Origin of the sequence: Geodermatophilus amargosae, from assembly GCF_900116515.1 — a bacterium.
Lineage (GTDB): Bacteria > Actinomycetota > Actinomycetes > Mycobacteriales > Geodermatophilaceae > Geodermatophilus > Geodermatophilus amargosae.
Window position 1 is genome coordinate 25782 of record NZ_FPBA01000025.1, and the last position, 26273, is coordinate 52054.

At 74.8% G+C, this 26273-nt stretch carries 16 protein-coding genes; 9 read left to right on the forward strand and 7 right to left on the reverse strand.

Annotated elements, in window-relative coordinates; all coding sequences use genetic code 11:
• Positions 1–20: 20 nt before the first annotated feature.
• The 5 genes from BM414_RS23415 to BM414_RS23435 all read left to right on the forward strand — a co-directional run bounded on the left by BM414_RS23415 (position 21) and on the right by BM414_RS23435 (position 9431).
• Positions 21–1427 carry a WS/DGAT/MGAT family O-acyltransferase gene (locus BM414_RS23415; protein WP_093583493.1) on the forward strand — a complete coding sequence of 469 codons (1407 nt, stop codon included), beginning with the start codon at positions 21–23 and terminating at the stop codon, positions 1425–1427.
• Positions 1428–1486: 59 nt separating this feature from the next.
• Entirely contained in the window at positions 1487–2494 is a 1008-nt protein-coding gene (locus BM414_RS23420) for an NAD-dependent epimerase/dehydratase family protein (protein WP_093583495.1), read from the forward strand.
• Between the two features lie 133 nt (positions 2495–2627).
• Positions 2628–4880, forward strand: coding sequence for a glycerol-3-phosphate 1-O-acyltransferase (locus tag BM414_RS23425; protein WP_093583497.1), 2253 nt, complete (start codon positions 2628–2630; stop codon positions 4878–4880).
• Positions 4877–7831 carry an HAD-IB family hydrolase gene (locus BM414_RS23430; RefSeq protein ID WP_093583499.1) on the forward strand — a complete coding sequence of 985 codons (2955 nt, stop codon included), beginning with the start codon at positions 4877–4879 and terminating at the stop codon, positions 7829–7831. Before BM414_RS23425 ends, BM414_RS23430 begins: the two co-directional genes overlap by 4 nt.
• A 70-nt stretch (positions 7832–7901) precedes the next feature.
• Positions 7902–9431, forward strand: a complete 1530-nt coding sequence (locus BM414_RS23435) for a long-chain-fatty-acid--CoA ligase (RefSeq protein WP_093583501.1) — start codon at positions 7902–7904, stop codon at positions 9429–9431.
• On the opposite strand, the gene BM414_RS23440 is transcribed toward BM414_RS23435, so the two are convergent.
• A complete protein-coding gene (locus BM414_RS23440) occupies positions 9406–10326 on the reverse strand; it encodes an alpha/beta fold hydrolase (RefSeq protein ID WP_245784935.1) in 921 nt (306 codons plus the stop codon). The two genes, BM414_RS23435 and BM414_RS23440, sit on opposite strands and share 26 nt — an antisense overlap.
• Before the next feature lie 235 nt (positions 10327–10561).
• Here BM414_RS23440 and BM414_RS23445 point away from each other — a divergent pair, with 235 nt between their 5' ends.
• Positions 10562–11362 (forward strand): esterase/lipase family protein, encoded by an 801-nt coding sequence (locus tag BM414_RS23445; RefSeq protein WP_093583503.1) that lies wholly within the window; start codon positions 10562–10564, stop codon positions 11360–11362.
• 115 nt (positions 11363–11477) lie between these two features.
• On the opposite strand, the gene BM414_RS28685 is transcribed toward BM414_RS23445, so the two are convergent.
• Positions 11478–12404, reverse strand: coding sequence for a hypothetical protein (locus tag BM414_RS28685; RefSeq protein ID WP_139246012.1), 927 nt, complete (start codon positions 12402–12404; stop codon positions 11478–11480).
• 541 nt (positions 12405–12945) lie between these two features.
• Between BM414_RS28685 and BM414_RS23455 the strand changes: the two genes are divergently transcribed.
• Positions 12946–15444 carry an Hsp70 family protein gene (locus BM414_RS23455; protein ID WP_093583505.1) on the forward strand — a complete coding sequence of 833 codons (2499 nt, stop codon included), beginning with the start codon at positions 12946–12948 and terminating at the stop codon, positions 15442–15444.
• A gap of 18 nt (positions 15445–15462) precedes the next feature.
• On the opposite strand, the gene BM414_RS23460 is transcribed toward BM414_RS23455, so the two are convergent.
• The 5 genes from BM414_RS23460 to BM414_RS23485 form a co-directional block, all read right to left on the reverse strand.
• Positions 15463–15669 carry a hypothetical protein gene (locus tag BM414_RS23460; protein ID WP_139246013.1) on the reverse strand — a complete coding sequence of 69 codons (207 nt, stop codon included), beginning with the start codon at positions 15667–15669 and terminating at the stop codon, positions 15463–15465.
• Positions 15670–16067: 398 nt separating this feature from the next.
• On the reverse strand, positions 16068–19223 hold the full coding sequence (locus tag BM414_RS31075; protein ID WP_245784936.1) for a glutaminyl-peptide cyclotransferase: 3156 nt from the start codon (positions 19221–19223) through the stop codon (positions 16068–16070).
• A gap of 166 nt (positions 19224–19389) precedes the next feature.
• Positions 19390–19680 carry a hypothetical protein gene (locus BM414_RS23475; protein WP_093583509.1) on the reverse strand — a complete coding sequence of 97 codons (291 nt, stop codon included), beginning with the start codon at positions 19678–19680 and terminating at the stop codon, positions 19390–19392.
• Between the two features lie 110 nt (positions 19681–19790).
• Positions 19791–20090, reverse strand: coding sequence for a hypothetical protein (locus tag BM414_RS23480; protein WP_093583511.1), 300 nt, complete (start codon positions 20088–20090; stop codon positions 19791–19793).
• Between the two features lie 124 nt (positions 20091–20214).
• Positions 20215–20511 carry a hypothetical protein gene (locus BM414_RS23485; protein WP_093583513.1) on the reverse strand — a complete coding sequence of 99 codons (297 nt, stop codon included), beginning with the start codon at positions 20509–20511 and terminating at the stop codon, positions 20215–20217.
• 760 nt (positions 20512–21271) lie between these two features.
• On the opposite strand from BM414_RS23485, the gene BM414_RS23490 reads away from it, so the two are divergent.
• Complete coding sequence (locus BM414_RS23490; RefSeq protein WP_093583515.1) at positions 21272–24046, forward strand: helix-turn-helix transcriptional regulator; 2775 nt, start codon at positions 21272–21274, stop codon at positions 24044–24046.
• A 644-nt stretch (positions 24047–24690) separates the two neighbouring features.
• Positions 24691–26262 carry a hypothetical protein gene (locus tag BM414_RS23495; protein ID WP_093583517.1) on the forward strand — a complete coding sequence of 524 codons (1572 nt, stop codon included), beginning with the start codon at positions 24691–24693 and terminating at the stop codon, positions 26260–26262.
• Positions 26263–26273 lie beyond the last annotated feature (11 nt).

Genomic DNA, 26273 nt, shown 5'->3' on the forward strand with positions numbered 1-26273 from the left:
CGATGAGCAGAGGAGCGACCGTGGACCGCCTGAGTGCGACCGACGCCGGGTTCTACTACGCGGAGACCGAGAACGCGCCGCTGCACGTGGGCTCGGTGGCGGTGTTCGAGGGGCCGGCGCCGTCCTACGGCGACCTGGTGCGGCTGCTGCTGAGCAAGCTGCCGCAGGTGCCGCGCTACCGGCAGCGGGTGCGCGAGGTGCCGTTGAACCTGGGCCGCCCGCTGTGGGTCGACGACCCGCACTTCCAGATCCTGTACCACGTGCGGCACACCGCGGTGCCCAAGCCCGGCGGCCCCGAGCAGCTGCGCAACCTCGCCGGGCGGGTGCTCGGCCAGCGCCTGGACATGGCCAAGCCGCTGTGGGAGGTCTGGCTGGTCGAGGGCCTGGAGAACGACCGGTGGGCGATCATCTCCAAGGTCCACCACTGCATGGTCGACGGCGTGGCCGGCACCGACCTGATGCAGATCATGTTCGACCTCGACCCGAACGCCGAGCAGACGGCGCCGCCCGACTGGTCGCCGCAGCGCACCCCGTCGGGCCTGGCGATGGTGGCCGGCGCGCTCACCGAGACCGCCACCGCTCCCCTCCGCCAGCTCGTGCACAGCCCCGACGCCCTCGCCACCGGCGCGAAGGGCCTGGTGGGCAGTGCCCGGGCGGCGGTCAACACGGTCCCGCAGCTGGCCCGCCAGGCGCTCACGCCCCTGGCCCGCACGCTGACCGGGCCGATCGGCCCGCACCGCCGGTGGGCGTGGTCGGACGCCCAGTTCGAGGACCTGCGCACCGCCCGGACCGCGCTGGGCGGCACGGTCAACGACATCGTCCTCACCGCGATCACCCGCGGGTTCCGCGAGCTGCTCACGGGCCGCGGCGCCCTCGGCGCCGACACGGTCGTGCGCACCATGGTGCCGATCTCGGTGCGCAAGGAGGGCGAGCGCGGGTCGCTGGACAACCGGGTGACCGCGGTCTTCGTCGACCTGCCCGTCGGGGAGCCCGACCCGCTGGCCCGGCTGGCGTCCATCCGCAGCCAGATGGACGAGTACAAGCGGACGATGCAGGCGGTCGACGCCCGCTCGATCATCAGCATGGGCGACTACGTCGCGCCGAACCTGCTGGCCATGGGCGTCCGGGCGGCCATGCAGACCGGGCAGATGTGGTGCCAGGCGGTGACGACGAACGTGCCCGGCCCGCGGGTGCCGCTGTACGTGCTCGGCAAGCGCATGGTGTCGGCGCACCCCTACGTGCCGATCGCCGGCGGCACGCGGATCTCGATCGGGATCTTCAGCTACCTCAACGAGATGACCTTCGGCATCAACGCCGACTTCGACGCCTTCCCCGACATCGACGTCCTGTCTGCGGGCATCTGCCGCGGCATCGCCGAGCTCGGGGAGCTGGCCGCCGCAAAGCAGCCGGCCGCGGCCTCGCGGTGACCCTCCGGCCGCCGGGCGTGACCCGGTTCACGTCCGGCGGCCGGGGGTAGCGGTCCGGGGTGACCGCTCCCGATGCTGACCTGACCGTCGCCGTCACCGGCCCCACCGGCACCTTCGGCGAGGGCCTGGTCCCGCTGCTGCAGGCCGACGAGCGGATCGGCCGCGTCGTCGGCATCGCCCGCCGCCCCTTCGACCCGGCCGCCCGCGGCTGGACGAAGATGGAGTACCGGCGGGGCGACGTCCGCGACGCCGACGCGCTGCGCGAGGCCTTCGCCGGCGCCGACGTCGTCGTCCACCTGGCCTTCCTGATCACCGGCAACGCCTCGCGGCAGACGACCCGCGCGATCAACGTCGACGGCACGCTCAACGCCTTCCGGGCCGCGGCCGCCGCCGGAGCGCGCCGCTTCGTCTACGCCTCCTCCGTCGCCGCCTACGGGTTCCACCCGGACAACCCGGTCGGCATGACCGAGGAGTGGCCGGTGCGCCCGGCGGCGAAGCTCTTCTACGCGCAGGAGAAGGCCGAGCTCGAGCAGCTGCTGCAGGCCGAGGCGCAGGCCCACCCGGAGATCGACCTGTACCTGCTGCGCCCGCCGGTGGTGCTCGGTCCGCACACCGTGGGCGCCAAGGACGTGCTGCCCGGCCCGCTGGCCCCGCTGGGGCGGCGGCTGGCCGAGCAGAGCACCCGGCGGCTGCCGGTCCCCGTGCCGGCGTTCGTCCCCGCCCTGCCCCTGCAGTTCATCCACGAGGACGACGTCGGCCAGGCGCTGGTCCAGTGCATCGTCGCCGCCGGCCCGCCCGGTGCCTACAACATCGCCGGCGACGGCGTCCTGACCGCTGCCGACGTCGCCCGGGAGTACGGCGCCATCCCGCTGCCCCTGCCGGCCGCACCGGCCCAGCTCGCCGCCCGCGCGGTGTCCCGGCTGCCGTTCCTGCCGCCGGTCGCCGAGTGGGTGGAGGCCGCCAGCCACCCGGCGATCATGGACACCACCAAGGCCAAGCGGGAGCTGGGCTGGCAGCCGCGCTACACCGGCCTCGAGGCGCTGCGCGCCACCCTCGACCACCGCTGAGACCGGCACCGGCGCCGCGCCGCGCCGCGAGGGGGCAGGATCTGTCCCCCGCGGCGCGTGCCCGTGACCAGCAGGGGCTCCCCCTCGCCGGACCCGGCGCCGACGAGCCGACGAGTGCCTGAGAGGAACGCGCATGAGCCCCGGAGCGGACACCGACGTCCCCCGCATCGTGCTGGTCGACGTCTCGAGCGAGGTGGAGCGCCGGCTGGTGGCCGGCGCCCTGCCGCCCGGCGGCACGGTCCTGCCGCTGAGGGGCTCCGCGCTGGCCCGCCCGCTGGCCGACGCCGACCCCGCCACGGTGGTGACCGCCACCCGCGTGGCCTGGGCGCCCGGCGGCGGGTCCGAGGTGACCCGGCAGGGCACCGGCCGGCGGCGCCGGCGGGAGCGGTGGTCGGCCGCCCGGCCCGCGCTCAAGCGGCGCCCGCCGCGCCCGTTGCAGGCCGCCGCGGTACGCCGTGACCCCGACCGGGCCCGCGTGGTGGTGGCCGAGCCGGCCACCGTGGCCGAGCTGACCGCGCGCTGGGACGGCACCGGCACGCTGGCCGGCTTCGTCGCCCACCAGGCGGCGCTGGCACTCGACCGGGCCGAGCGGCAGGTCGTCGGCGACCGGGCGAAGGTGCCGCGGCACGTGGCCGAGGCGATCCGCTACAGCCCCGAGTGGCGCGCGGAGGTCGCCGCGCTGGCCGAGCGGCTGGAGGCCCCCGAGGCGGAGGTGGCCGCCGAGGCCGCCGCCGACCTCGACGAGCTGGTCGCGGCCATGGACCCGGCCGCCGTCGAGGTGTTCACCGGCCTGCTGCGGCCGGTGCACTCCCGCGCCTGGGACGTGCAGGCCGACACCGCGCGGCTCACCGACCTGCGCGAGCTCAACCGCACCCACCCGCTGGTGTTCCTGCCCAGCCACCGCTCCTACGTCGACCCACTGGTGCTCGCCGACGTGCTCGCCCGGCACGACTTCCCGCGCAACCACGTGCTCGGCGGGGAGAACCTGCGCTTCTGGCCGGTCGGGCCGATCGCCAAGCGGGCCGGCCTGGTGTTCATCCGCCGCACCTTCGGCGACGACCAGGTCTACAAGACCGCCGTCCGGGAGTACCTGGCGTTCCTGCTGGCCAAGCGGTTCAACCTGGAGTGGTACATGGAGGGCGGCCGCTCCCGCACCGGCAAGCTGCGCCCGCCGCGGCACGGGCTGCTGCGCTTCGTCGCCGACGCCGTGGAGCGCAAGCGCGTGGAGGACGTCTACCTCGTCCCGGTCTCGATCACCTACGACCAGCTCCGCGAGGTCTCCGGGATGGCCGCCGAGCAGGGCGGCGCGGCCAAGCGCGGCGAGGGCCTGTCGTGGATGGCGTCCTACATCCGCGAGCAGGTGCGCACCCCCCTGGGCACGGTGCACGTCGGCTTCGCCGCGCCGCTGTCGCTGGCCACCGCGCTGCGCAACGGCGCCGACCCGGCCGACCCCGACGCCCGCCGGCTCACCTTGCAGAAGGTGGCCTTCCAGGTCGCCGTGGGCATCAACTCCGTCACCCCGGCGACGGCGACGGCGCTGGTGACCACGGCGCTGCTCGGCGTGCGGGACCGGGCACTGACGCTGGCGCAGGTGCAGCGGGTGCTCGAGCCGCTGCTGCGCTACCTCACCGAGCGGGACCTGCCGCACTCCGGCGCGGCCCTGCGGAGCGCCCGCGGTGTGCGCTTGGTGCTCGGCGCGCTGGCCGCGCAGGGCGTGGTGACCGTCTACGAGGGCGGCGAGGAGCCGGTCCACGCCATCGAGCGCGGCCAGCACCTGGTGGCCGCCTTCTACCGCAACAACGCCATCCACCACTTCGTGGACCGGGCGATCGCCGAACTCGTCATGCTCCGCGACCCGGCCGACCGCTGGGAGGAGGCACACCGCCTCCGCGACCTGTTGAAGTTCGAGTTCTTCTTCCCCGAGCGGGATTCCTACCGAGAGCGGCTGGCGGCCGAGCTCGAGCGGCTGGACCCACAGTGGGAGACGTCCGACGGCCGCGAGGTCCTCTGCCGGGCCGACCTCCTGGTGGCCCACCGGGTGCTGCGGTCCTTCGTCGACGCGCAGCTCGTCGTCGCCGAGCGGCTCGCCGCCCGCGACCCCCGCACGCCGGTGACGGAGCCGGAGTTCCTCGCCGAGTGCAGTGGGGTCGGCCAGCAGATGCTGCTGCAGGGCCGGCTGCACGGGCCGGAGTCGCTGTCCCGGGAGCTGTTCTCCGGGGCGCTGCGGCTGGCCGCGAACCTCGACCTGGTCGACCCCGGCCGCGAGGAGCTGGCCCGGCGGCGGCAGGAGTGGGCCGCTCGAGTCAGGGACGTCGTCGGCCGAGTAGTGGTGATCGACGAGTTGGACGCCGCGGCGCGGCGGGAGAACGTGGGGGTGGAACCGTGACGGCCGAGACGCCGCCCGGTGGTGGACTGCGCGAGCAGGCGGCCGCGATGGCCCGGTCGAACGTCTGGACCGAGGAGCAGCTGATCGCCGACGTCGACGCGGCGCCGCCCGGCCGGCGGGTGGGCGCGTTCTTCGACTTCGACGGCACGGTGATCGACGGCTACTCGCTGGCCGCCTTCGCCCGCCACCACCTGCGCTCGCTGGAGGTCACGCCGACCGACCTGGGCCAGCTGCTGCTGACCGGCCTGCGCGGGGTCACCACCGAGGACGACTTCGAGCGGTTCACCGTCTCGGGCATGCGCGCCTGGGCCGGCCGCAGCGAGGACGAGCTGGCCGAGCTCGGCGAGCGGCTGTTCGTCCAGGGCATCGCCGGGTCGCTGTACCCCGAGGCCTGGCGGCTGGTGACGGCCCACCTGCAGGCCGGGCACACGGTCGTCCTGGCCTCCTCGGCCACCCGGTTCCAGGTGGAGCCCGCCGCCCGCGCCCTCGGCGTGGAGCACGTGCTGGTCTCCCCCGTCGAGATCGTCGACGGCGTCTGCACCGGGCGCCCCGGCGGCCCCCTGCTGTGGCGGGCGGGCAAGGCCGCGGCCGTGCGCGCCTTCGCCGAGGAGCACGGCATCGACCTGCTGCAGAGCTACGCCTACTCCAACGGCGACGAGGACGTCCCCTTCCTGCGCACCGTGGGTCGCGCCCGCGCGCTCAACCCGGGCCGGGGGCTGACCGCCGCGGCCCGGCACTACTCGTGGCCGGTCGCCCGGTTCCGGCGGCGCGGCCGCACCGGGGCCGCCGACCTCGCCCGCACCGTCGCCGGCATCGGCGGCATGTTCGGCGGCTTCACCACCGGCCTGGCGGTCGGCGCGCTGGGCGGCTCGCGGCGGGAGGCGGTCGACCTCGGCCTGACCCTCGCGGGTGAACTCGGCAGCGCGCTGGCCGGCGTCCGGCTCGACGTCCAGGGCGCCGAGCACCTGGCCACCCGGCCGGCGGTCTTCCTGTTCAACCACCAGAGCCAGCTCGACGTCCTGATCCTCGCCAAGCTGCTGCGCGGCGGGTTCACCGGCGTGGCCAAGAAGGAGCTGGCCAGGACGCCGGGGTTCGGGCTGGCGTTCCGGCTGGCCGACGTCGCTTTCGTGGACCGCAGCGACCCGGCGCAGGCCCGCCGCGCCCTCGAGCCGGCCGTCCAGCGGCTGCAGGAGGGCATCTCGCTGGTCATCGCCCCCGAGGGCACCCGCTCGGCCACCCCGACCCTCGGCCCGTTCAAGAAGGGTGCCTTCCACGTCGCGATGCAGGCCGGCGTGCCGATCGTGCCGGTGGTCATCCGCAACGCCGGCGAGCTGATGTGGCGCGGCGCCACGGTGGTCACCGCCGGCACCGTGCAGGTGAGGGTGCTCCCGCCGGTGCCGACGACGGGCTGGCGCGCCGAGGACGTCGACCGGCACGTGACCGACGTCCGCGACTCCTTCCTCGCCACCCTGGCCAACTGGTCGGGCCGCACGCAGCGCCCGGTCGTCGCCGAGTCGCCGACCGCTGACGACGGCGTGCCCGCCCCCGCGGTCCCGGCCGCACCGCTGGACTGGGGCACCTCTCCGGAGATGAACCCCATCGAGACGGCGATGTGGCGCGCCGAGGCCGCCGACCCGCGGCTGCGGGCCAACGTCACGCTGCTCGAGATCCTGGAGACCGCGCCCGGTTGGGACCGCTTCCGCGGCGCGCACGAGTGGGCCTCGCGGATGGTGCCGCGGATGCGCCAGCGGGTGGTCGAGCCCGCGCTCGGCGTCGGCGCGCCGCGCTGGGTGACCATCGAGGACCTCGACCTGGACCGGCACGTGCACCGCGTCCGGCTGGAGGAGCCCGGGTCGATGCGCCAGCTGCTCGCCATCGTCGGGGAGTTCTCCTCCGCCCTGCTCGACCGCGACCGGCCGCTGTGGGAGGTCATGCTCGTCGAGGGGCTGGCCGACGGGCGCGCCGCTTACGTCGTCAAGACCCACCACAGCACCACCGACGGGCTGGGCGCTGTCCAGCTCATGGGCCTCCTGCACCGCCGCGGACCCGAGACCGACCCCGCCCGCCCCGAGCCGCCGGCCCCCGTGCCCGGGGAGGTCTCCCGCGTGGGCGCGCTCACCGAGCAGCTCGTGGGGACGGCGCGGTCGGTGCCCCTGGCGGCGCTGCGCCGCGGCGTGGAGGCGCTGGGCGCCCTCCGCCACCCGCGTGAGGTGGCGGCGCAGGCGCTCGACGCCGCCCGTGCGGCCACGAAGACCCTCGCGCCGCCGCGCGGGAGCTCGCCGCTGCTGGCGCCCCGCGGCGGGGACTGGCGCTTCGAGGTGCTCGAGGTGCCCCTCGCCGACCTCAAGGCGGGTTCCAAGGCGGCCGGCGGGAGCCTCAACGACGGCTTCCTCGCCGCGGTGCTCGGCGGTTTCCGCCGGTACCACGAGCGCTCCGGCGCGCCGCTGGGGACGATGACCATCGGCATCCCGATCAGCCTGCGCGCCCGCGACGACGCCCAGGGCGGCAACCGCTTCACCGGCGCCCGGTTCACCGCGCCGCTGGACGAGGCGGACGCGGCGGCGCGGGTGTCCACCATCCGCGAGTTCGTCCTGTCGGCGCGCGAGACCAGCACCAGCGGCGTCACCGACGACCTGCTCGGCCCGGCGCTGCACTGGATCCCCGCCTCCGTCGTCGGGGCGGTCTCGGGCCGGCTGACCGGCGCGAACGACGTCCAGGTGAGCAACATGCCCGGCGTGACGCACCCGGTCTGGATCGCCGGGTCGCGGATCCTGCGGATGTTCCCGTTCGGGCCGCTGCCCGGGTGCGCGGCGATGGTCACGCTGCTCTCGCACGAGGACACGTGCTGCATCGGCGTCAACCTCGACGCCGCCGCGGTCACCGACCCGGCAGGCCTGGTGGCCGACCTGCAGGCCGGCCTGGACGAGGTGGTCGCACTGGGCCGCCGGTGAGGTGTAGCGGGTCCCCGGTGCGGTACTGCCGGGTTGTTACCCGCGTCACAGCCGAGCCCAGGGAGCGGCCATGAGCTTCAACCTCGCCACCATCCTGCGTGAGTCCGCCTCCGCACACCCCGACAAGCCGATGCTCCGGCTCGGCCCGCTCACCCTGACCTACGGCCAGGTCGACCAGCTGTCGGGGCAGGTCGCGGCCGGTCTGCGGGAGGCGGGGCTGCAGCGTGGCGACAGCGTGGCCCTGCAGCTGCCCAACGTGCCGCAGTTCGTGCTCGCCTACTTCGGCGCGCTCAAGGCCGGCATGACCCTGGTGCCGCTCAACCCGCTACTCAAGGCGCCCGAGGTGAGCTACCACCTGTCCGACAGCGGCGCGCGCGTCCTGATCACCTTCGACGCCTTCGCCGAGGAGGCGGTCAAGGGTGCCGCCGGCGCCGGCGACGTGCGGGTGTACGTGGTGCCCTCGCCCGGCGGCCCGGAGGCGCCGCCGGACACCACGCCGTTCGACGCGCTGCTCGCCGCCGGACAGGGCGCCGACCCCTCCGAGGTCGAGCAGATGTCGTCGGAGGACACCGCGGTGGTCATCTACACCAGCGGCACGACCGGCAAGCCGAAGGGCGCCGAGCTCACCCACTTCCAGGCCTACATGGCGGCCTCCGTCGCGGCCGAGACCTTCCGGTACCAGGACGACGACGTCGCCATGGCGGTGCTGCCGCTGTTCCACGTCTTCGGCCTGTCCAGCGTCATGAACTGCGCCGTCCGCGCGGGGGCGACCCTGGTGCTGGTGCCCCGCTTCGACGTCGGCGCGGTCCTCGACGCCATGGAGCAGCACAGGGTCACGGTCTTCTGCGGCGTCCCGACGATGTTCGTGGCGCTCATGCACGCCGACCTGACCGGCCGCGACGTCTCCTCGCTGCGGATCTGCGTGTCCGGCGGCGCCTCGATCCCCGGCGAGGTGATCAAGGGCTTCGAGGCCGCGTACGACGCGACGGTCCTCGAGGGCTACGGGCTGTCGGAGACCTGCGCGGTGGCCACGTTCAACCGCAGCGCCGAGGAGCGCCGGGTCATGTCGATCGGCAAGCGCCTCTGGGGCTGCGAGGTGCGCGTGGTCGACACCGACGACCGCGAGCTGCCGTACGGCCCGGACAACGTCGGCGAGATCGTGCTGCGCGGGCACAACCTCATGAAGGGCTACCTCGGCCGGCCCGAGGCCACCGCCGAGGCGATGAAGGGCGGCTGGTTCCACACCGGCGACCTCGGCTACCAGGACGAGGACGGGTTCTTTTACATCGTCGACCGGAAGAAGGACCTGGTCATCCGCGGCGGCTTCAACGTCTACCCGCGGGAGATCGAGGAGGTCCTGCACGCCCACCCGGCGGTGCTCGAGGCCGCCGTCATCGGCCGGCCCGACGAGCGGCTCGGCGAGGAGGTCGTCGCCTACGTCAGCCTGCGCCCCGGCGCCTCGGCCGAGCCGGCCGAGGTCATCGACTTCTGCAAGGAGCGGCTCGCGGCCTACAAGTACCCGCGCGACGTCGTGGTGATCGACGAGCTGCCGAAGGGGCCCAGCGGCAAGGTGCTCAAGACCGAGCTGCGCGCCCGCTGACGCTCTCCCTCATCCAGGAGAGCACCAGAGCGGCCAGGCGGTCGGGCACCTGCAGTTGCGGCACGTGCCCGACCGCCGACAGCTCCTCGTAGCGCCAGGCGGGGCGCGCCTGCGCGACCTCGCGCGCCGCGCTGACGGGGACCAGCCGGTCGCGGTCGCCGTGCACCAGCAGCACCGGCGCGGCCACCCGGTCCATGGCCGACCGGTACCGGCGCGGGTCGAGGAGGATCCGCAGCAGCGAGCGAGCGGCGGTGAGGAACGCGCGGTCCATCCCGGCGACGTCCTCGCGCTGCTCGAGCAGGGTCACCGCACGGTCGACCACCGGGGCGGGCAGCTCGTCGGGGTCGACGCCGACCAGCTCGAGCATCGCCCGCACGCGGGTCAGCGGCGTCGAGCGCGCCCGCCGCAGCGCGAGGAACCGCTCCCCCAGCCCGGGCAGCGCGTAGAGCGCGAAGGTGGCCGCGACGAGCGGGTCCAGCCGGCGCCGGCCACCGGGGAGCGCCGGATCCAGCAGGACCAGGCCGTGCACCAGGTCGGGTGCGGCCGCGGCGGTGAACAGCGAGATCATCCCGCCCATCGAGTTGCCGACCAGGACCACCGGCTCGCCCACGACCTCGCGCAGAAACCGCTGCACGACCTCGACGTTCGCCGGCACGGTGGCGCGGCGCTCCCCCGGCTCGCTGCGGCCGAACCCGGGCAGGTCGACCGCCCACACCCGGCACGTCGGCGTCAGCAGCGGCGCGAGGAGGTCCCAGTTGCCGTGCGAGCCGCCGAGGCCGTGCACCAGGACGACCGCCGGGCCGCCGTCGGCACCGCCGTAGTCGACGACGTGCACCGGGCCCCCCAGGTCGAGGGTCCTGCTCGTCCCCGGTGTCTGTGCCTCGTCCACGTCCACCCCGCGGTCCCTCCTGCCGTCCGGACGGCGCCCGTCGTGCCGCCGTCCGTACGGTTCCACGGCCCCCGGGAGCCCGCTCGCGGTGCCCCTGGGACCCCTGCGACGGCTGTGGTCTGCACCACATCTGGCACAGCGCGCCGCCGCAGTCAGGTGTGACCGGAGCTCCAGAGTGGTATCCAGCCGGTCGGCGGTCACGGGTCAGGCAGAGGCCCCGCCGCGAGCGAGGAGGACGAACGTGGCACGACAGCAGTTCCAGGGTCCGGGTCTGCCCCTGTACGTCACCGAGGTGAGCAGGGCATTCGCCGACTACGGCCTCTATCTCGCGGCCCGGCCGCTGCTGCCCCGCCTCCCGGCCGGTGACGGGCACCCGGTGCTGGTGCTCCCCGGTCTGATGGCCGACGACAGGTCCACGGTGACGCTGCGCCGCGTGCTGCGGCGGCTCGGCTATCGGGTGCACGGCTGGCGCCTGGGCCGCAACATCGGCCCGACCGCCCAGTGCGTCGAGGGCATGGCCCAGCGGATCGAGGACCTCAGCGACCGCTACGGCCGGCCGATCAGCCTCATCGGGCAGAGCCTGGGCGGCATCTTCGCCCGCGACCTGGCGCGGAAGGCGCCCGACGCGGTGCGCCAGGTCATCACCCTCGGCAGTCCCTTCGGCCTGCAGTCGGACAGCCAGACCCGCGCCCACAAGGCGTTCGAGCGCTACTCCCACCTGCACGTGGAGAAGCGCACGCTGCCGCTGGAGAGCGAGTGCGCGCCGCTGCAGATGCCGTCGACGTCGATCTACTCCCAGCACGACGGGATCGTCGCCTGGCAGGCCTGCCTCGACCGGCTGGGGCCGCAGGCGGAGAACATCGCCGTCTACGCCAGCCACCTGGGCATGGGCCACAACCCGGCGGTCATCTACGCGGTCGCCGACCGGCTCGCGCAGCCCGAGGGCACCTGGCGGCCGTTCCGCGCCCCCTTGGCCCTGCGCCCGGCCTTCCCGCGCCCCGACGTCCCGCGGCACGACTTCCGCCCCGCCGCGGCTGCCTGACAGACGCCTCTTGTCGACCTGGGGTCGTCTCGACCTCTTCGAGACGACCCCAGGTCGGCACCCGGCACGGCACACGCCACAGCAGCCGGAGACGGCGTCGGCCCAGTCCGCTTCGTCAGCGGCAGGGCCTCCACCCAGAGCCACCCCAGGCTGCGCCGTGTCCCTCCGAGCTGCCCCCGTGCCCGTGACCGCCGGCGTCACCATCACCGGGCTCCGGTCCGGTGGCCACCGGCGTGACCTCCTCGCCGGGAACGACCGGAGCCGCCTCGACAGGGGTGGCCGCGGAGGCAGCCTCGGCACCGGTGGCTGCGGGGGCGACCTCCTCACCCGGGCCGACCGGCGTGGCCTCGGCACCGGAGACCGCGGGGGCGACCTCCCCGCCGGCGACCGCCGGGATGGCCTCCTCGCCGGACACGACCGGCGCGGCCTCGGCACCGGAGACCGCCGGGACGGCCCCCGCACCGGTGGCGACGGACGCGGTCTCACCGCCGGAGGCGACCGGGACGACCTCGGCACCGGTAGCCACAGGGGCGACCTCGGCACCGACAGCCACGGGAGCGGCCTCCTCGCCGGAGACGGTCGGCGCCACCTCAGCGCCCTCGGTCACCGGCGCCACCTCGGCGCCCTCGGTCACCGGGGCGACCTCCAAGCCCTCGGTCACCGGCGCCACCTCGGCGCCGGAGACGACCGGCGCCACCTCCTCACCGGCGGGAACCAGGACGACCTGCGCACCGGCGGGCACCACGACGACCTCCCCACCGGAGAGAGTCTCCGGTGCAGCCGGCTCGACGCCGACTCCCGCACCACCCGTGCCCCCGGTGCCTCCGTCGCCGCCTGATGCGTCGGCCGTCACGGCGCCGGTCCCCATGGTGACGATGGTCAGCGTGTCGACGGTGGAGTTGTTGAGGACCAGCACGGTGCCGGAGATGGCGGTGGCGACCGCCTGTCCGCCCGCTCCACCGTCCCCGCCGAGTCCTCCGAGACCGAGGGACTGCATGGTGGTGCGCGCCGGCAGCAGTTCCACGTACTGATCCTCGAACACGAGCGCCTCCTGGTGGCCGGTCTCGACGATTGCCGCGGGCGCGGGAAACGCTCCGTGCAGGAGCGCAGAAATCAACGACGGGCGTTCTCCCGCCATTTCGGTCCCCCGTCCCCGCTTCGGTGGACCGACATTCTCAGGCGGTATGGCAATCGGCAAGTCACGCTTCGGTGAAGGGACGAGCTCGCGCAGTGCGCGGACCGACTCAGGGGACCGGCGGCGCGTTCCGACACGCATTCGGCCGATCGACCACCGGAGCCTCGAGTTCACTGTGCGGGGTCGGACCTGCACTTCTCGTGCTGGAAATTCCTGGTCAATCTGCCGCGACACGGTCTAGGGCTGGCCCCGAGAATGGGACTCGGACGATTCTCGCGCACCGTCGGGAGAGCGTGACCTCATACCTGCGTATGGGTCGACGTCGATACACGACGTCGTTGTCGGCACGTTCTCCTGGCCGGCAGGGCTTCCCGGTGCCGAGGGGCCGTGGTCTGTCGCTAGGGTCTGGGCCCTCTCAGGGGCACCCGCCCCCGCAGGAGGGAGTCCGGTGGGTCACAGCCTCGGGATCGACCTCGGGACGACGTTCGTCGCCGCCGCCGTAGCGGACGACGACCGCCTCGAGACAGTCCCCCTGGGGGACACGTCGGCGGTGGCGCACGCCGCGGTGCGCGTCGGCGAGGACGGCTCGATCGCCAGTGGGGACGCCGCCGCCCGCCGGGCCGTCAGTGACCCGGACCGGGTCGCCCGCGACCTCAAACGCCGCCTCGGGGACCCGACACCGGTGGTGCTCGGCGGCGTGTCGTTCCCGGTGACCACGCTCCTGGGCGCGCTGCTGCGCGACGTGCTCGCCCGGGCCGTCGAGGTCTCCAAGGGTGGACCCGACACCGTCGTGCTCACCCACCCCGCCCACTGGGGGCCGCTGCAGTGCCGGGCCCTGGCCGACGTCGCCGCCGCCGCCGACCTGACCCGGTACTCGACCGCCACCGAGCCGGAGGCCGCCGCGGCGTACCACGGGACCAACCGCCCCCCCGAGGACGGCGGGATCCTCGCCGTCTACGACCTCGGCGGGGGCACCTTCGATGCGACCGTCCTGCGCCACACACCGGACGGGACCGAGGTGCTGGGGGTCCCGGACGGCATCGAACGCCTCGGCGGCCGCGACTTCGACGACGCCGTCCTCGGGTACGTGGACGCCGTCGCCGGCGGGGTCCTGCACCGGCTCGACCTGAGCGACGCCCGGACCCGCGTGGCCCTGGCCCGGTTGCGCCAGGACTGCACCGATGCGAAGGAGGCCCTCTCGTTCGACACGGAGGCGACCATCCCCGTGTTCCTCCCCGGCCAGCACCTGCAGGTCCGGCTCACCCGCGAGGAGTTCGAGGGCCTGATCCGGGTCCCGGTGGAGTCCACGCTCCATGCTCTGGGCCGGACGCTGCGGACGGCGGACGTGACGCCGGACAGGCTCTCCGCGGTGCTGCTGACCGGCGGCTCCGCGCAGATCCCGCTGATCGCCGAGATGGTGTCCCAGGAGTTCGGCTGCCCCGCCGTCGTGGCCGCCCACCCGAGACACGCCGTGGCGCTCGGGGCCGCCGTCCTCGCCCGACGCCGGGCCGGGACGGGCCCGGAGGGGCCCACCGGGATCCTCGCTGCGCGCCCGGAGGAGACCCGCACGGCCACCGTCGCTGCTCCGGCCGCGCAGCGCAGCCGGCCGGTGGTGGCGGGCTCCTCGCCGGTGGGGTCGTCGCCGGCGGGGTCGTCGCCGGTCGAGGCCGCGCCCGCGGCACCGGGACCCGGGACCCCGCCGGCCGAGCCGGGCCCTCCGTCCCCGTCGGCTGCGCCGTACCCCACGGCCGGCGCCACGACGTCCGGCCTCCCGGGAGGAGGGACCACCCCCACCGGTGCGGACCCCGCCTCGCCGGCGTCGAAGGCGGAGGCGGGACCGGCGGAGGAGCCGAAGGGGCCACCCGCCCTGCTGGCGGTCGTGGTCCTGGTCCTGGTGAGCCTGCTCGGGATCGCGGTGCTGATGACGGGCCGCGACGCGGCGAGCGGTCGGGACGACGCCGGCGCGACTCCGACGGCCTCGGACACGGCCGGGGTCACGCTCCCGGAGCCGGCCGCCTTCGCCCCGGTGGCAGCGAGCGCGTCGGTGCCGTCGACGGCCGGCACCGTCCCGGTCGGTGAGACGCCGGGCTACGCCGTCGCCTCGCCCGACGGCCGCCGGCTCTACGTCGCCCAGCGCGCGGCCGGGACCATCGCGGTGGTCGACACCGCGGTCGACCGGGTGGTCACGACCATCGACGTCCCGTCCGGCCCGCCGCAGTACCTGACCCTCTCGCCGGACGGCACCCGCGCCTACGTGAGCGTCTGGGACGACGACCGGACCGTTGCGGCGGTCAGCGTGCTGGACACGATCACCGGCGAGGTCGTGGCCACCGTTCCGATGCGCAGCCGCCCGTACGTGTCGGCGGTCAGCCCGGACGGGGCCGAGCTGTACGTCCCCAACCACGACTCCGCCGTCCTCTCGGTCGTCGACACGCGGACGGCGTCGCTGGTCGCCGAGGTCGACGTCCCGCCCAACCCGCACTGGGTGGAGCTGACGCCCGACGGCGCGCGCGCCTACGTCGCCGACCACGACTCGAACGTCGTCGCGGTCGTGGACACGGCAACCGACACCGTCGTCGACGAGGTGCCGGTCGGGACCAGCCCGCACAGCGTGGCCGTGCACCGGTCCCGGCCGCTGGTGGCCACCGTCAACTTCGACGCGGCCTCGGTCTCGGTGATCGACACCGACCGCGACGAGGTCGTGGCCACCGTCCCGGTCGGCGAGGGGCCGCAGGACGTCACCTGGTCGGTCGACGGCCGCTTCGCCTACGTCACCAACGTCCGCGACAGCACGCTGTCGGTCGTGAGCGCCGAGGACTTCAGCGTCACCGCGACCATCCCGACCGGGATGTCGCCGACGTCGGTCACCGTGCTCCCCGACGGCCGCAAGGGGTACGTCAGCGACCTCGACAGCGGCACGCTGACCGTCCTCGACCTCACCGGGTGACCTGCTCCCCCGTCCCGTTCAGCGGAGCGAGGCGGTGAAGTCCACGCTGTCGCTGCCGACGGTCCGGCACTCGAGGTCCAGCGGGCCCGACGAGACGCGCTGCCCGGGCGCACAGGAGACGTCCACCTCCCCCACGCGCAGGCGTGCCCGGCCGTCCTGCACCCCGAGGTAGGAGATCGTCGTCCCGAGCACGGTCGCGCTCGAACCGCTGCCCGCCAGCGTCACGGAGCACGTGTTGCCGGAGCAGGACACGCGGCTCACCGAGGAGGATCCGGCCGAGGCGGTCGCGGTGGCTGCGGCCGAGGCACTCGCCCCGGGAGAGCCCGGCGCGCCAGGAGAACCGGAGGCGCCAGGAGAACCGGAGGCGCCGGCAGACCCAGAGGCGTCGGCAGACCCGGGAGAGCCGGAACCCCCGGAGGCGGCCGCACCGGTGGACGCCCGGGAGTTGCCGGAGTCGGCGGAGCCCGAGCAGGCGGTCAGCAGGACGAGCAGCAGCACCCCGGCGAGGGCGCCGGAGCAGGGCGGCGCGACGCGGCGTCCCCGCGGCCGCCGGCGGTACGGCAGGCACCCGGGGTCGGAGATCACACGCTCCACCTCCAGTCGGTCAGGTGACGATCCCGCGGTCACATGGGGGTGAGCCGGACCCGGAAGGAGACCGGCCAGAGCTTGCCGGTGAGCAGGTACTCGTCGTCCCCGAGCGCCGCCATCCCGTTGAGCACGGCATCGGGGTCGGTGCGTCGCTGCGGGTCCAGCAGGCCGGCCGCGTTGACCACCGCGGTCACCGCTCCGGTGTCCGGGTCGATGCGGACCAGCTCGTCGGTCTGCCACACGTTGGCCCACACCTCACCACCGATGCACTCGAGCTCGTTGAGCCGGGTCACCGGGGTCCCCCGCAGTGTCACGGCGACACTGCCCGTCTCGGCGAAGGTGTCCGGGTCGTGGAAGTACAGCCGGTCACTGCCGTCGCTGCGCACCAGCCGCGCGCCGTCGGCGCACAGTCCCCATCCCTCACCGACCAGCGGCAGCTGCCGACGCAGCGTGAGGGTGGCGCGGTCCCACTCGAGCACCACGCCGTCGCGCCAGGTGAGCTGCCAGACGCTGTCCCCCGCCACCGTGACGCCCTCGCCGAACACCTGCCCGGGCAGCGGGACGGCCCGCAGCACCTCGCCGGTCTCCGGATCGAGCTCGCGCAGCTCGGACCGGCCCTCGAGGCCCGTGCCCTCGTAGAGCACGTCGCCGTCCAGCTCCAGACCCTGGGTGAAGGCCGCCGGGTCGTGCGGCACCTCGGCCAGCACCTCCGCCCGCAGCACCGGCACCTCGGGGTCGGAGGCCGACGCCACCGTCGACCGGCTGGTCAGGTACTGCTCCGCGGCCTGTGGGGAGGCCGCGGGCACGAAGAGCGCGCCGACGAGCACCAGGAGGAAGGCAGGCGCCACGAGAGCCGTCCGCACCAGCGGGTGCGGACGCTCCGCCGCGCGCCGCCGTACCAGCGCGTGGACGGCCAGGGCGGCGAGCACGGCCGCGGCACAGACGGCCAGCGGGAGGACCGCCACGGCACCCCGCGCCGGGAGGAGCGCCACCACGACCAGCGACCCCAGCACCACCGCCGCCCACCGCAGCTCGCGCATGGTCGCCACCGCGGCGACGACGAGCAGCGCGGCGACCACGAGCACCTGCTGCTCGGGGAGGGAGAGCACGGTCCCTGCGCGCGTGCGCAGCAGCACCGGGGCGACCAGTGCGGTCAGGACGGTAACCCCGAACGCCGCGACGGCCAGCGGCGTCCACCAGCGCACGGGCGCCGGACCCGCTCCCCGGCGGACCACCACCAGGACGGCGGCCACGGACAGGGGGATGCCCAGCAACGGTGCCGTCGCGATGCCCACCGCCACCGCCACCGCGCCCACCCCGCCCAGGAGCCGGTGCAGGAGCTGCACCCGCCCGTCGCGGTCGTCGTCCCGGTCGCGAGCGGCCAGCGCCAGGGCGGTGCCGCCCGCGGCCACCCAGGCGGCCCCGACCACGGCCGGCCCCAGGGTGGCCAGGGTGGTCACGGCCGGGCCCATGGCGGTCACCGCCGCCAGCGGGACGGCGACGGCCACGGGCCGCCAGTGGTGGACGACGGAGACCAGCAGCAGGCAGGTGACCAGGACGAGGACGGACAGGACGGCCAGCTCGCGGCCGCCGCTGAGGACGTCGGGGTGCCGGTCGAAGGCACCGGTCAGTCCGGCGTAGGCGGCCAGCTGGTCCCGCACGACCGCCTCGCCCGGGCCCACGTCCGACGCGGCCGCGCGCCCCACGTCCAGCGCACCCGCCGCGCTGGCACTGATCCGGGCCTCGGCCGGGGACAGCGGCGCCGACAGGGCCACCGCGGTCACGCGCAGGACCAGCGCTGCCCCGAGCAGGCCGAGCCCCACGGGCACGGCCCAGCGGCGAGCCGCCGTCCACCGGCCGGGTGCAGCCCACGTCCACCCCCAGGACACGACGATGCCGCGCAGGAGTGTCCAGAACATGCCGAGGATCAGGACCATGCCCACCCAGGGCACGAGGAACAGGACCAGCTGGAACACGCTCAGGACGACCCTGGGGAGGTCCCCCTGACCCAGGGCGCGCTGCATCTCGTCGCCGTACGCGAGCGCGGCCTGCCACACCACCGGGAGCACCCGGGGGAGGACGAGGAGGAGGACGACCAGGTAGTACGCGAGCACCGGGACGGCGACCGCCACCCACAGGACGATCAGCCGGCGCGCCCGGGGCCGCAGCGCCTTCAACCGCGGGTCCGCCGGCCGGCCGGGCACCAGGCTCTTGAGCACCGGCCCGACGTAGCCGAACAGGTCCGGCACCCCGACGAGGTCGGCGAGCATGTAGTAGCCGTCGAACCGGAGCAGGGGCAGGAACTGGCGGGTCGTCTCCAGGTGCATGGCGAAGACCGCCAGCAGCAACCAGGCCTGCCCGGTGCCGAGGTAGGCCAGGCCCACCGCGGTCATGACGATGGCGTTGAAGTAGACGCCGCCCAGGTCGGTGCGCAGGCGCCCGACCCGGCTGAGGCGGTAGGAGTCGGTGACCGTGCTGTAGAAGGCCGGCCAGACCAGGTAGATCCCGACCCCCATGGCGCCCGGGCGCGCGCCGCCGAACCGGCAGGCAGCGGTGTGGCCGCACTCATGGAACCCCCCGGAGAGGAGGACGAGCGCGAGCAGCAGGAGGGTGAGGCCGGGGTGGTGGACGAACTGCGTCACGCTCGCCGTGAGCCGGCCCACGAGGTCGCCCTGGGCGAGGATCGCGACGTCGACGGCCACGAACGCGGCCACCGCCGCCATCCACACCGGACGCAGGAAGAGGGGGCGGAACAGCACGGCGATGCGCCGGGCGATCCGTTCCGGGACGAGGTCCACGCGGTACCGCAGCCCCAGCAGCGGGTCGGCACGCACCGGAGGGGGAGCCGCGCCCTCGTTGCCGGCCCCAGTGGGCTCCGGGGCGACGAGCCCGACGGGGCGGAGGCGCTCGTCGACGAGGTACAGGACCTGCTCGGCGGTGAGCTCCCGGCCCAGCCGCGCGCTCAGGTCGGCTGCGACCTGCCCGACGGTGTGCCCGTCCAGGGACTCCGCCACCCGGTACAGGAGCTCGGGCAGCTGCATGACCTGGCCGTCGGCGCGGCACGCGATGTACCTGGGCTCCTGGTACCCGGAGTCGGCGTACGCCCCGAGCAGTTCGGTGCCCTCGGCGAGGCGACGGACGTGGTGGTCGACCGGAGGCGCCGGCTCGTCAGCCAGGGTGCTCGGTTGCACGGTCTGCGTCACCTGGTGCTCTCGTCCCCTCTCGGGCCGTGCCTTCGTGCGTCACCGGCCGGTGTCTGACGGAAGGGGGGCGACCGGTGTCCGGTCGCCCCCCTCCTCGTCAGTGCGGTCCCGTCCCGTCGGGCCGTGGCCCGGGACCGCCGTCCAGACGTGCAGGTCAGCCGATGCCGGCGCCGCCGGCGCCACCATCGCCACCGGCGCCGCCGGTGGCCTCGGCAGCACCGGAGGTGGCGTTGCCCGTGGTGACCTCGTTGAACGCGGCGGCGTCGCCGAACACCGAGACGGCGGTTGCCGTCTGCGTGGCCACCGCCACGTTGGCGGCGAGCGAGAGCGCCAGGGCGGGGCCGCCCGCCCCGCCGGCGCCGCCGGCTCCGCCCAGACCACCGATGTTGATGGTCTGCATCGTGGTGCGCGCGGGCAGCAGGTCGACGTACTGGTCCTCGAACATGGGTCCTCCTGGGTGATCGGGGTGGTCGGTCATGCCGGGACGGCCGGGGGGCACCAGGACGACGTCACGCACGCCACCTGCGCGGTGCTCCCCCGGCCGGCCGCGTCAGGTCACTCGCCGCCGGCGATACCGGCGCCACCGGCGCCGCCTGCGCCGCCTGCGCCGCCGGTGGCGGTGGCGTCACCGGCGGTGGCGTCGCCAGTGGCGGCGATGTTCGCGGCGGTGGCGTCGCCGAAGCCCGAGACGGCGGTCGCCGTCTGGTTGGCCTCCACGAGGTTGAGCGCAGCCGACAGCGCCGCGGCGAAACCGCCGGCGCCGCCGTTACCACCGGTGCCGCCCACTCCCACCACCGTGACGGTCTGCATCGTGGTGCGGGCCGGCAGCAGCTCGACGTACTGGTCCTCGAACATGGGTCCTCCTGGTTGCTCTGTGTGGTCCGTGCTCAGGTCCGTGCAGGGACAGCCGGCGGGCGCCGCGGAGACGTCAAGGAGATCACCCACCCGGCGCCACACCGACCGACCACGTCAGGTCAGCTCAGCCGCTGATACCGGCGCCACCGGCACCACCGGCACCGCCGGCACCGCCCTCGGCGGTCGCGTCACCGGCGGTGGCGTCGCCGGTCACCGCGGCGTTCGCGGCGGTGGCGTCACCGAACACCGAAGCGGCCTCCGCCGTCTGGTCGGCGAACACGACGTTCGCGGCGGCCGACAGCGCGGCGGCGAAACCGCCGGCACCGCCGGCGCCACCCGCGCCACCCTCACCGAAGATGTCGATCGCCACCTGCATGGTGGTGCGTGCGGGCAGCAGCTCGACGTACTGGTCCTCGAACATGGGTCCTCCTGGTCGTCCGGTATGGCGGTCTTCGGACAGCAGTCGGGAGCATGGAAAACGGCCGCGAAATGGCCCGCCCGACGTTCCCCCAGCCCCGACCGGTCGCCGATCACCATCTGGCGTCGGCGGGCCCGACCATTTCACCGGACGCCTGCGGGGCGCAACCCGGGAATGACACATAGTCAAAGTCGATACCGACGAGCATGCCCGCGCACGCCCACGTCGAAAGGGCGCTCCACTGAGATCCCGGCAGTGGACTACGTAGAACAGCCGAGCACTCCACTGACACCGGGCAATCGGCGGCGGCTGTCGAGCAGGACGTGTGACCGCGCTGTGTCCCTGACGCTGCCACCACGTGAGCGGCTGCAGTCGGCGAATGGCTTGGAGACGGCGCCATGATCACAATCTACCGCTCTCACCAGCGACTATGACTGTACGTGCGGTTACCGCTACGTACGCGGGCACGCCACGCGGCCAGCGCACGAACATGCGGGACACGGCACGGACACGAACGACCCCTGTGTCGTCACCCGGTGATCCACCCCCGTGGCCGGCCGGCCCCTCCGGAGGCGCCCCCGACAGCGGCGGGACGGCAGGCCGACGCGGTGACCTGCATGTTTCCGGAAAGTGATCGGCCGACTCTCCGAGTTGAGGGGCAATGAGCGTCGCAACTCGTGGTGCTGAACTGTTGAACCGCCTCGGCGAGCCAGCTGCGAACAGCTCCCCGCCGAGACTCGTGCGGGCCATAAAGTGCTGCCCCGTGGGGGAGACGACGCGATTCCACGGGAACGGGCCGCCGAACGACGATCCCGGCTCCGGAAACGTCGATCCCCCCGGTCCCCCGCCCGGGCGGGGGACGCACCCCGGGGCGGAATGGGTCTTCGTCGAACGGGGCGGGGAGCTGCGCAGGCTCCTCGAGGGCGTCGACGGCGCCGAGCCCGCCGCCGTGGTGATCTCCGGCCGACAGGGGGCGGGGCGGACCCGGCTGGCCCAGGAGGCCATCCGGGTGCTCCGTGCCCGGCGACGCGGCACCGAGTGGGTCACCTGCGCCCGGAGCACGGAGACCATCCCGCTCGGGGCACTTACCCACCTGGTGCCGGTCGGGGGGGTGTCATCGGATCCGACGGCGGCGTGGCTGGCCCTGGCCGCCACCCTCGACGCCTGCACGGAGCGGCACGGGCGCGTGGTCGTGGGGATCGACGACGCGCACCTGCTCGACGACCTGTCGGCCACCCTGGTGCACAAGCTGGTCCTCACACGCAAGGCCAGTGTGGTCCTCACCGTCCGCAGCGGCGCCCGGTCACCGGACGTCATCGCCGCCCTCTGGAAGGACGGGCTGGCCACGAGGGTCGAGCTCCCGCCGTGGTCTCGCGGCCAGGTCGACCGGCTGCTCACCTCCGTGCTGCACGGGACGGTGACCAGTCGCACGACGGAGTTCCTCTGGCACACCAGCCACGGGAGCGTCGCCCACCTGCGCGAGCTGCTGGCGGCCGGCGCCGAGACCGGTCGCCTGCACGAGGTGGGCGGTGTCTGGCGCTGGGAGGGCGACCTCGAGCCGACGCAGCGGCTCCTCGACGTACTGCAGGTGGAGACCGGGGAGTTGGAACCCGACGGGCGAGCGGCGGCGGAGCTGCTGGCCGTCGGCGGTCCGCTGGACCTCACCGATCTCGTCGATCTCACCTCGTCGGAGGCGGTCGCCTCCCTGGAACGCCGGGGGATGGTGTCCGTCGAGGAGACGCCACACGGGCCGACCGCGCGCTTGACCGAACCCCTGCACGCGATCGGGCTCCGCGCCCAGCTGCCCCACGCGACCGCCCGACGCTTCCAGCTCCGCCTGGTCGGGACCGCCTCGGCGCGACGATGGACCGAGGAGGACCCCGTGCGGGCCGCGGAGCTCCTCCTGCAGACCGATGGCTCGACGGTCGCGGCCGACGTACTGCTCCGCGGCGCTCAGCAGGCCAGCGCGTCGGCGGACCACCGCACCGCCGAACGGCTGGCCCGGGTCGCGTTGGAGCGAGGGGCGGGCACCGCGGCCTCGGTCGTCCTCGCGGAGTCGCTCCGGTGGCAGGGACGCCCGGTGGAGGCCGAGTCCGCCGTGCGGCAGGCCCAGGTGGGCGCGGCCACCGATCAGGAGCAGCTCACCGTCACGAGGAGCCTCAACCGGTTCTACGGCCTCGGGTCGACCGAGGAGGTCGACGTCGCTGCTCCAGCAACCGAGCAGGACCTGGTGTCCGCGGTGCGGGCCCTGCTGCTGGTCTCCGCCGGACGACCGCGGGAGTCGCTCGACCTGACCGAGGGCGCCCGGAGCGATCCGCCCTCCCGGCTGTGGGCGTGTGCCGCGCGGACCGGCGCCCTCGCCGTCCTCGGCCGCGCCGACGAGGCGCTCGCCACCGCCGACCACGGGTGGACGGCGCTCGACGGGTGCGCGACGACGGTGGAGTCGTCGACCGCGCGGGCCGCGCTCGCCCACGCGGAAGTGGTGGCACTGGAGCTGTCCGGGCGGTTCGGGCAGGCGGTGCAGCGGGCCCACGAGCTGCACCGGGCCGCGCTGTCCCGGTCCGCCTGGGCCGGTGACGCGGTCTCCGCACTCGCCGTCGGCTCGGCGACGCTCGCGGCGGGCCGTCCGGCCGGTGCGGTCCGGTGGCTGGCGGAGGCGGCGACCGGGCTGGCCGACCGCGACCCGCTCGGGCTGCTCGCGTTGTGTCGGGCGCAGCTGGCCCAGGCCCACGCCCTGGCCGGGGACGAGGTCCGCGCCCGGCAGATCCTGGCGGTGCCCAGCCCCTCCGCGGTCACCGCGTTCAGGCCGGAGACCCAGCTCGCCCACGCCTGGACGGCGGCGCTGGGGAACCGCCTGGAGGACGCGCTCGCGGCAGCGCTGGAGGCGGCCTCGTCCGCGGCGGACATGCGGCAGCCGGCGGTGGAGGCTCGTGCCCTGCACGTCGTCGTCCGTCTCGGCGGGACGGGCGAGGCAGCCGGGCGGCTGCAGGAGCTGGCGAGAGAAGTCGGCGGCCCACTGTTCCGCACGTACGCCACTCACGCCGCCGCGCTGGCCGCCGGGCACGGGGACTCACTGGACGAGGTCGCCGGCGAGTTCGACTCGATGGGTGCCGGTGTCCTCGCCGCCGACGCCGCCGCGCAGGCGGCCGAGGCGCACGCGGTCGAGGGCCGGCGACGCCGGGCGGCCACCTCCGCCGCGCGGGCCGGCGCTCTCGCACGAGCGGCAGGTGGGGTGTACTCCCCCGCCCTGCAGCGGGTGGGTCTGCGACCGCTCACCGCGCGGGAACGGCAGGTGGCGGCGTTGGCCGCCGAGGGGCTGAGCAACCTCGGCATCGCGCAGAAGCTGCAGCTGTCGGTCCGTACGGTCGAGACCCACCTCGCGCACGCCTACACCAAGCTCGGGATCAGCACCCGAACCGCGCTCACGGTCCCGTTGGTCACCGCTGCCCGTGGGTGGGTGCCGCTGCCGCGCACCAGTTCCCGACCAGGGATCGTCCAGCAGCCCGGGGAGCCGGGGCCGCCGAGACCACGGCAGTGAGGCGCGCCGAGGCATCCCGGCGGGCGGACGGACAGGTGGGCACGGCGAGGATCGGACCTGCGACCGCTCGCTCGTGAGGCCCCACGGGATCGACTCGGTACTCGACCGCTGGACGAGCCGAGGAGCCGGCCCGGGTCGCCAGGAGCGCTGTCATCGGCACCGGCCCGGTCACCGGTCCTGGTCACTGGTCACTGGTCACTGGTCACTGGTCACTGGTCACACCCTCGACGCTCTCTGAGTCGGGGGGCGTCCTGCCGTCGACGACTGCGGCACCGGCAACCCCGACCTCACCTGTCCGAGACAGCTGCCTCTCGGCGAGGTCGGGCTCGACGGTTCCTCCCTCGCTGGACCGCGCTGCCGTGATCGCTGTCGCGGTCAGCGAGGCACTTCGCCCCGGGCGCTGGAAGCGGCTGCACCGACGGGCAGCCGGCGCAACCCCGGCCGCGGGGCAGCCCTCCAGCGCCTACCAGGCTGTCGGCCAAGCCGAGGGATCCTGCCGGGCCCTTGGTCCCTGTCGGCCTCCTCGGCGTCGCCCCTACGGTCACCGCTACGCGTCACCGGCGCGCTCAGCGAGGGGTTGTCCTGCCGGCCACGCGGTCCGGGGCCTCGTCGCAGCCTGATCTGCACGACGGAGGAAACGGACGATGGCATCCCGGACGGTCACGCGAGCGTCGGCTGCGACAGTTCTCGCCGGTGCGCTGGTCTTCGCCGGCTCGACGCAGGCGCTCGCCGCCCCTCCCGGCGGAGGCACCGCCTCGACGCCGCGCGTCATCCAGCGGGACCTGCCGCACAGCGGGGAGGGCGTCCAGACCGTCGTCGTCGACACCAGCGCCGGGACAGGCAGCACCGGCGGAACGATCAGCCGCAGACCGATCGTGCAACTCGACCTACCGCACAGCGGCGACGGGGACCAGGTCGTCGTCTACGACGCGAGCGCCGGGAACGCCGGAACCGGCGGGGCCGGTGGCACTGCCATCGCCGCATCCCGCGCCGTCAACACGTCCACCATCACGCAGACGGCCCTCGCCGGCGCTGGCACGGGGACTGCGAGCGCCACGAACACCGCCACCACGGGCGAGGCGACCTCCGGTGACGCGACCGCCGTCGGAGGCGACGGGGGGGCCGGGGGAACCGGCGGCACGGGGAGCACCGGCGGCACGATCACCACCGGCCCGACGATGCAGCAGGACCTGCCGCACAGCGGCAACGGCGACCAGAGCATCGTGCTGGACGCCAGCGCCGGGAACGGCGGGGACGGCGGCGACGGCGGCGACGCGACCGCCGTCTCCGCGGCGGTGAACACCTCCACGGTCACCCAGACCGCCGGTGCTGTGGCTGTCACGGGGACCGCGAGCGCCACGAACACCGCCACCACGGGTGACGCGACCGCCGCTGGTGTGCTCGCCGTCGGAGGCGACGGAGGCGACGGAGGCGACGGCGGCGCGAACAGCACCGGCGGCACGATCACCACCGGCCCGACAGCTCAGCGGGACCGGCCGCACAGCGGCGACGGCGACCAGAGCATCGTGCTGGACGCCAGCGCCGGGAACGGCGGGGACGGCGGCGACGGCGGCGACGCGACCGCCGTCTCCGCGGCGGTGAACACCTCCACGGTCACCCAGACCGCCGCGGCCGTCAGTGACGGTGGAGTCGCCACCGCGGCCAACACCGCGGTCACGGGTGACGCCACGTCGGGGAGCGCGGAGGCCACGGGCGGCAACGGCGGAACCGGAGGCGACGGCGGCGCGGGCAGCACGGGCGGCGCGATCGCTCCCGGCTCGATCGTCCAGCAGTCGCCACCGAACAGCGGCGGAGATGCCCAGGGCACGGTCGACGACGTGAGCAGCGGTAACGGCGGAGACGGCGGAGGCGGCGGAGACGCCGTCGCGGCATCGGTCGCGGTGAACGTCACCACCGTCGACCAGGCGGCCGTCGCCGGTGCCGACGACGGCGCCGACGACGGCGCCGCGACGGCCGCGAATGCTGCGACCACCGGCGACGCGACCTCCGGAGCCGCGAGCGCGACCGGCGGCGAGGCAGGTGCCGGGGGCGATGGTGGCGTGGGTGAGGACGGCGGGGACGGCGGGGACGGCGGGGACGGCGGGGACGCTGCCGCGCTGTCGCTGGCGGCCGACACCTCCACCGCGACCCAGACGGCCACCGGGGAGGACGTAGCCCCCGCCGAGCAGCCCACCGGTGACTCCACCGACGGTTGAGGTCACGCGGG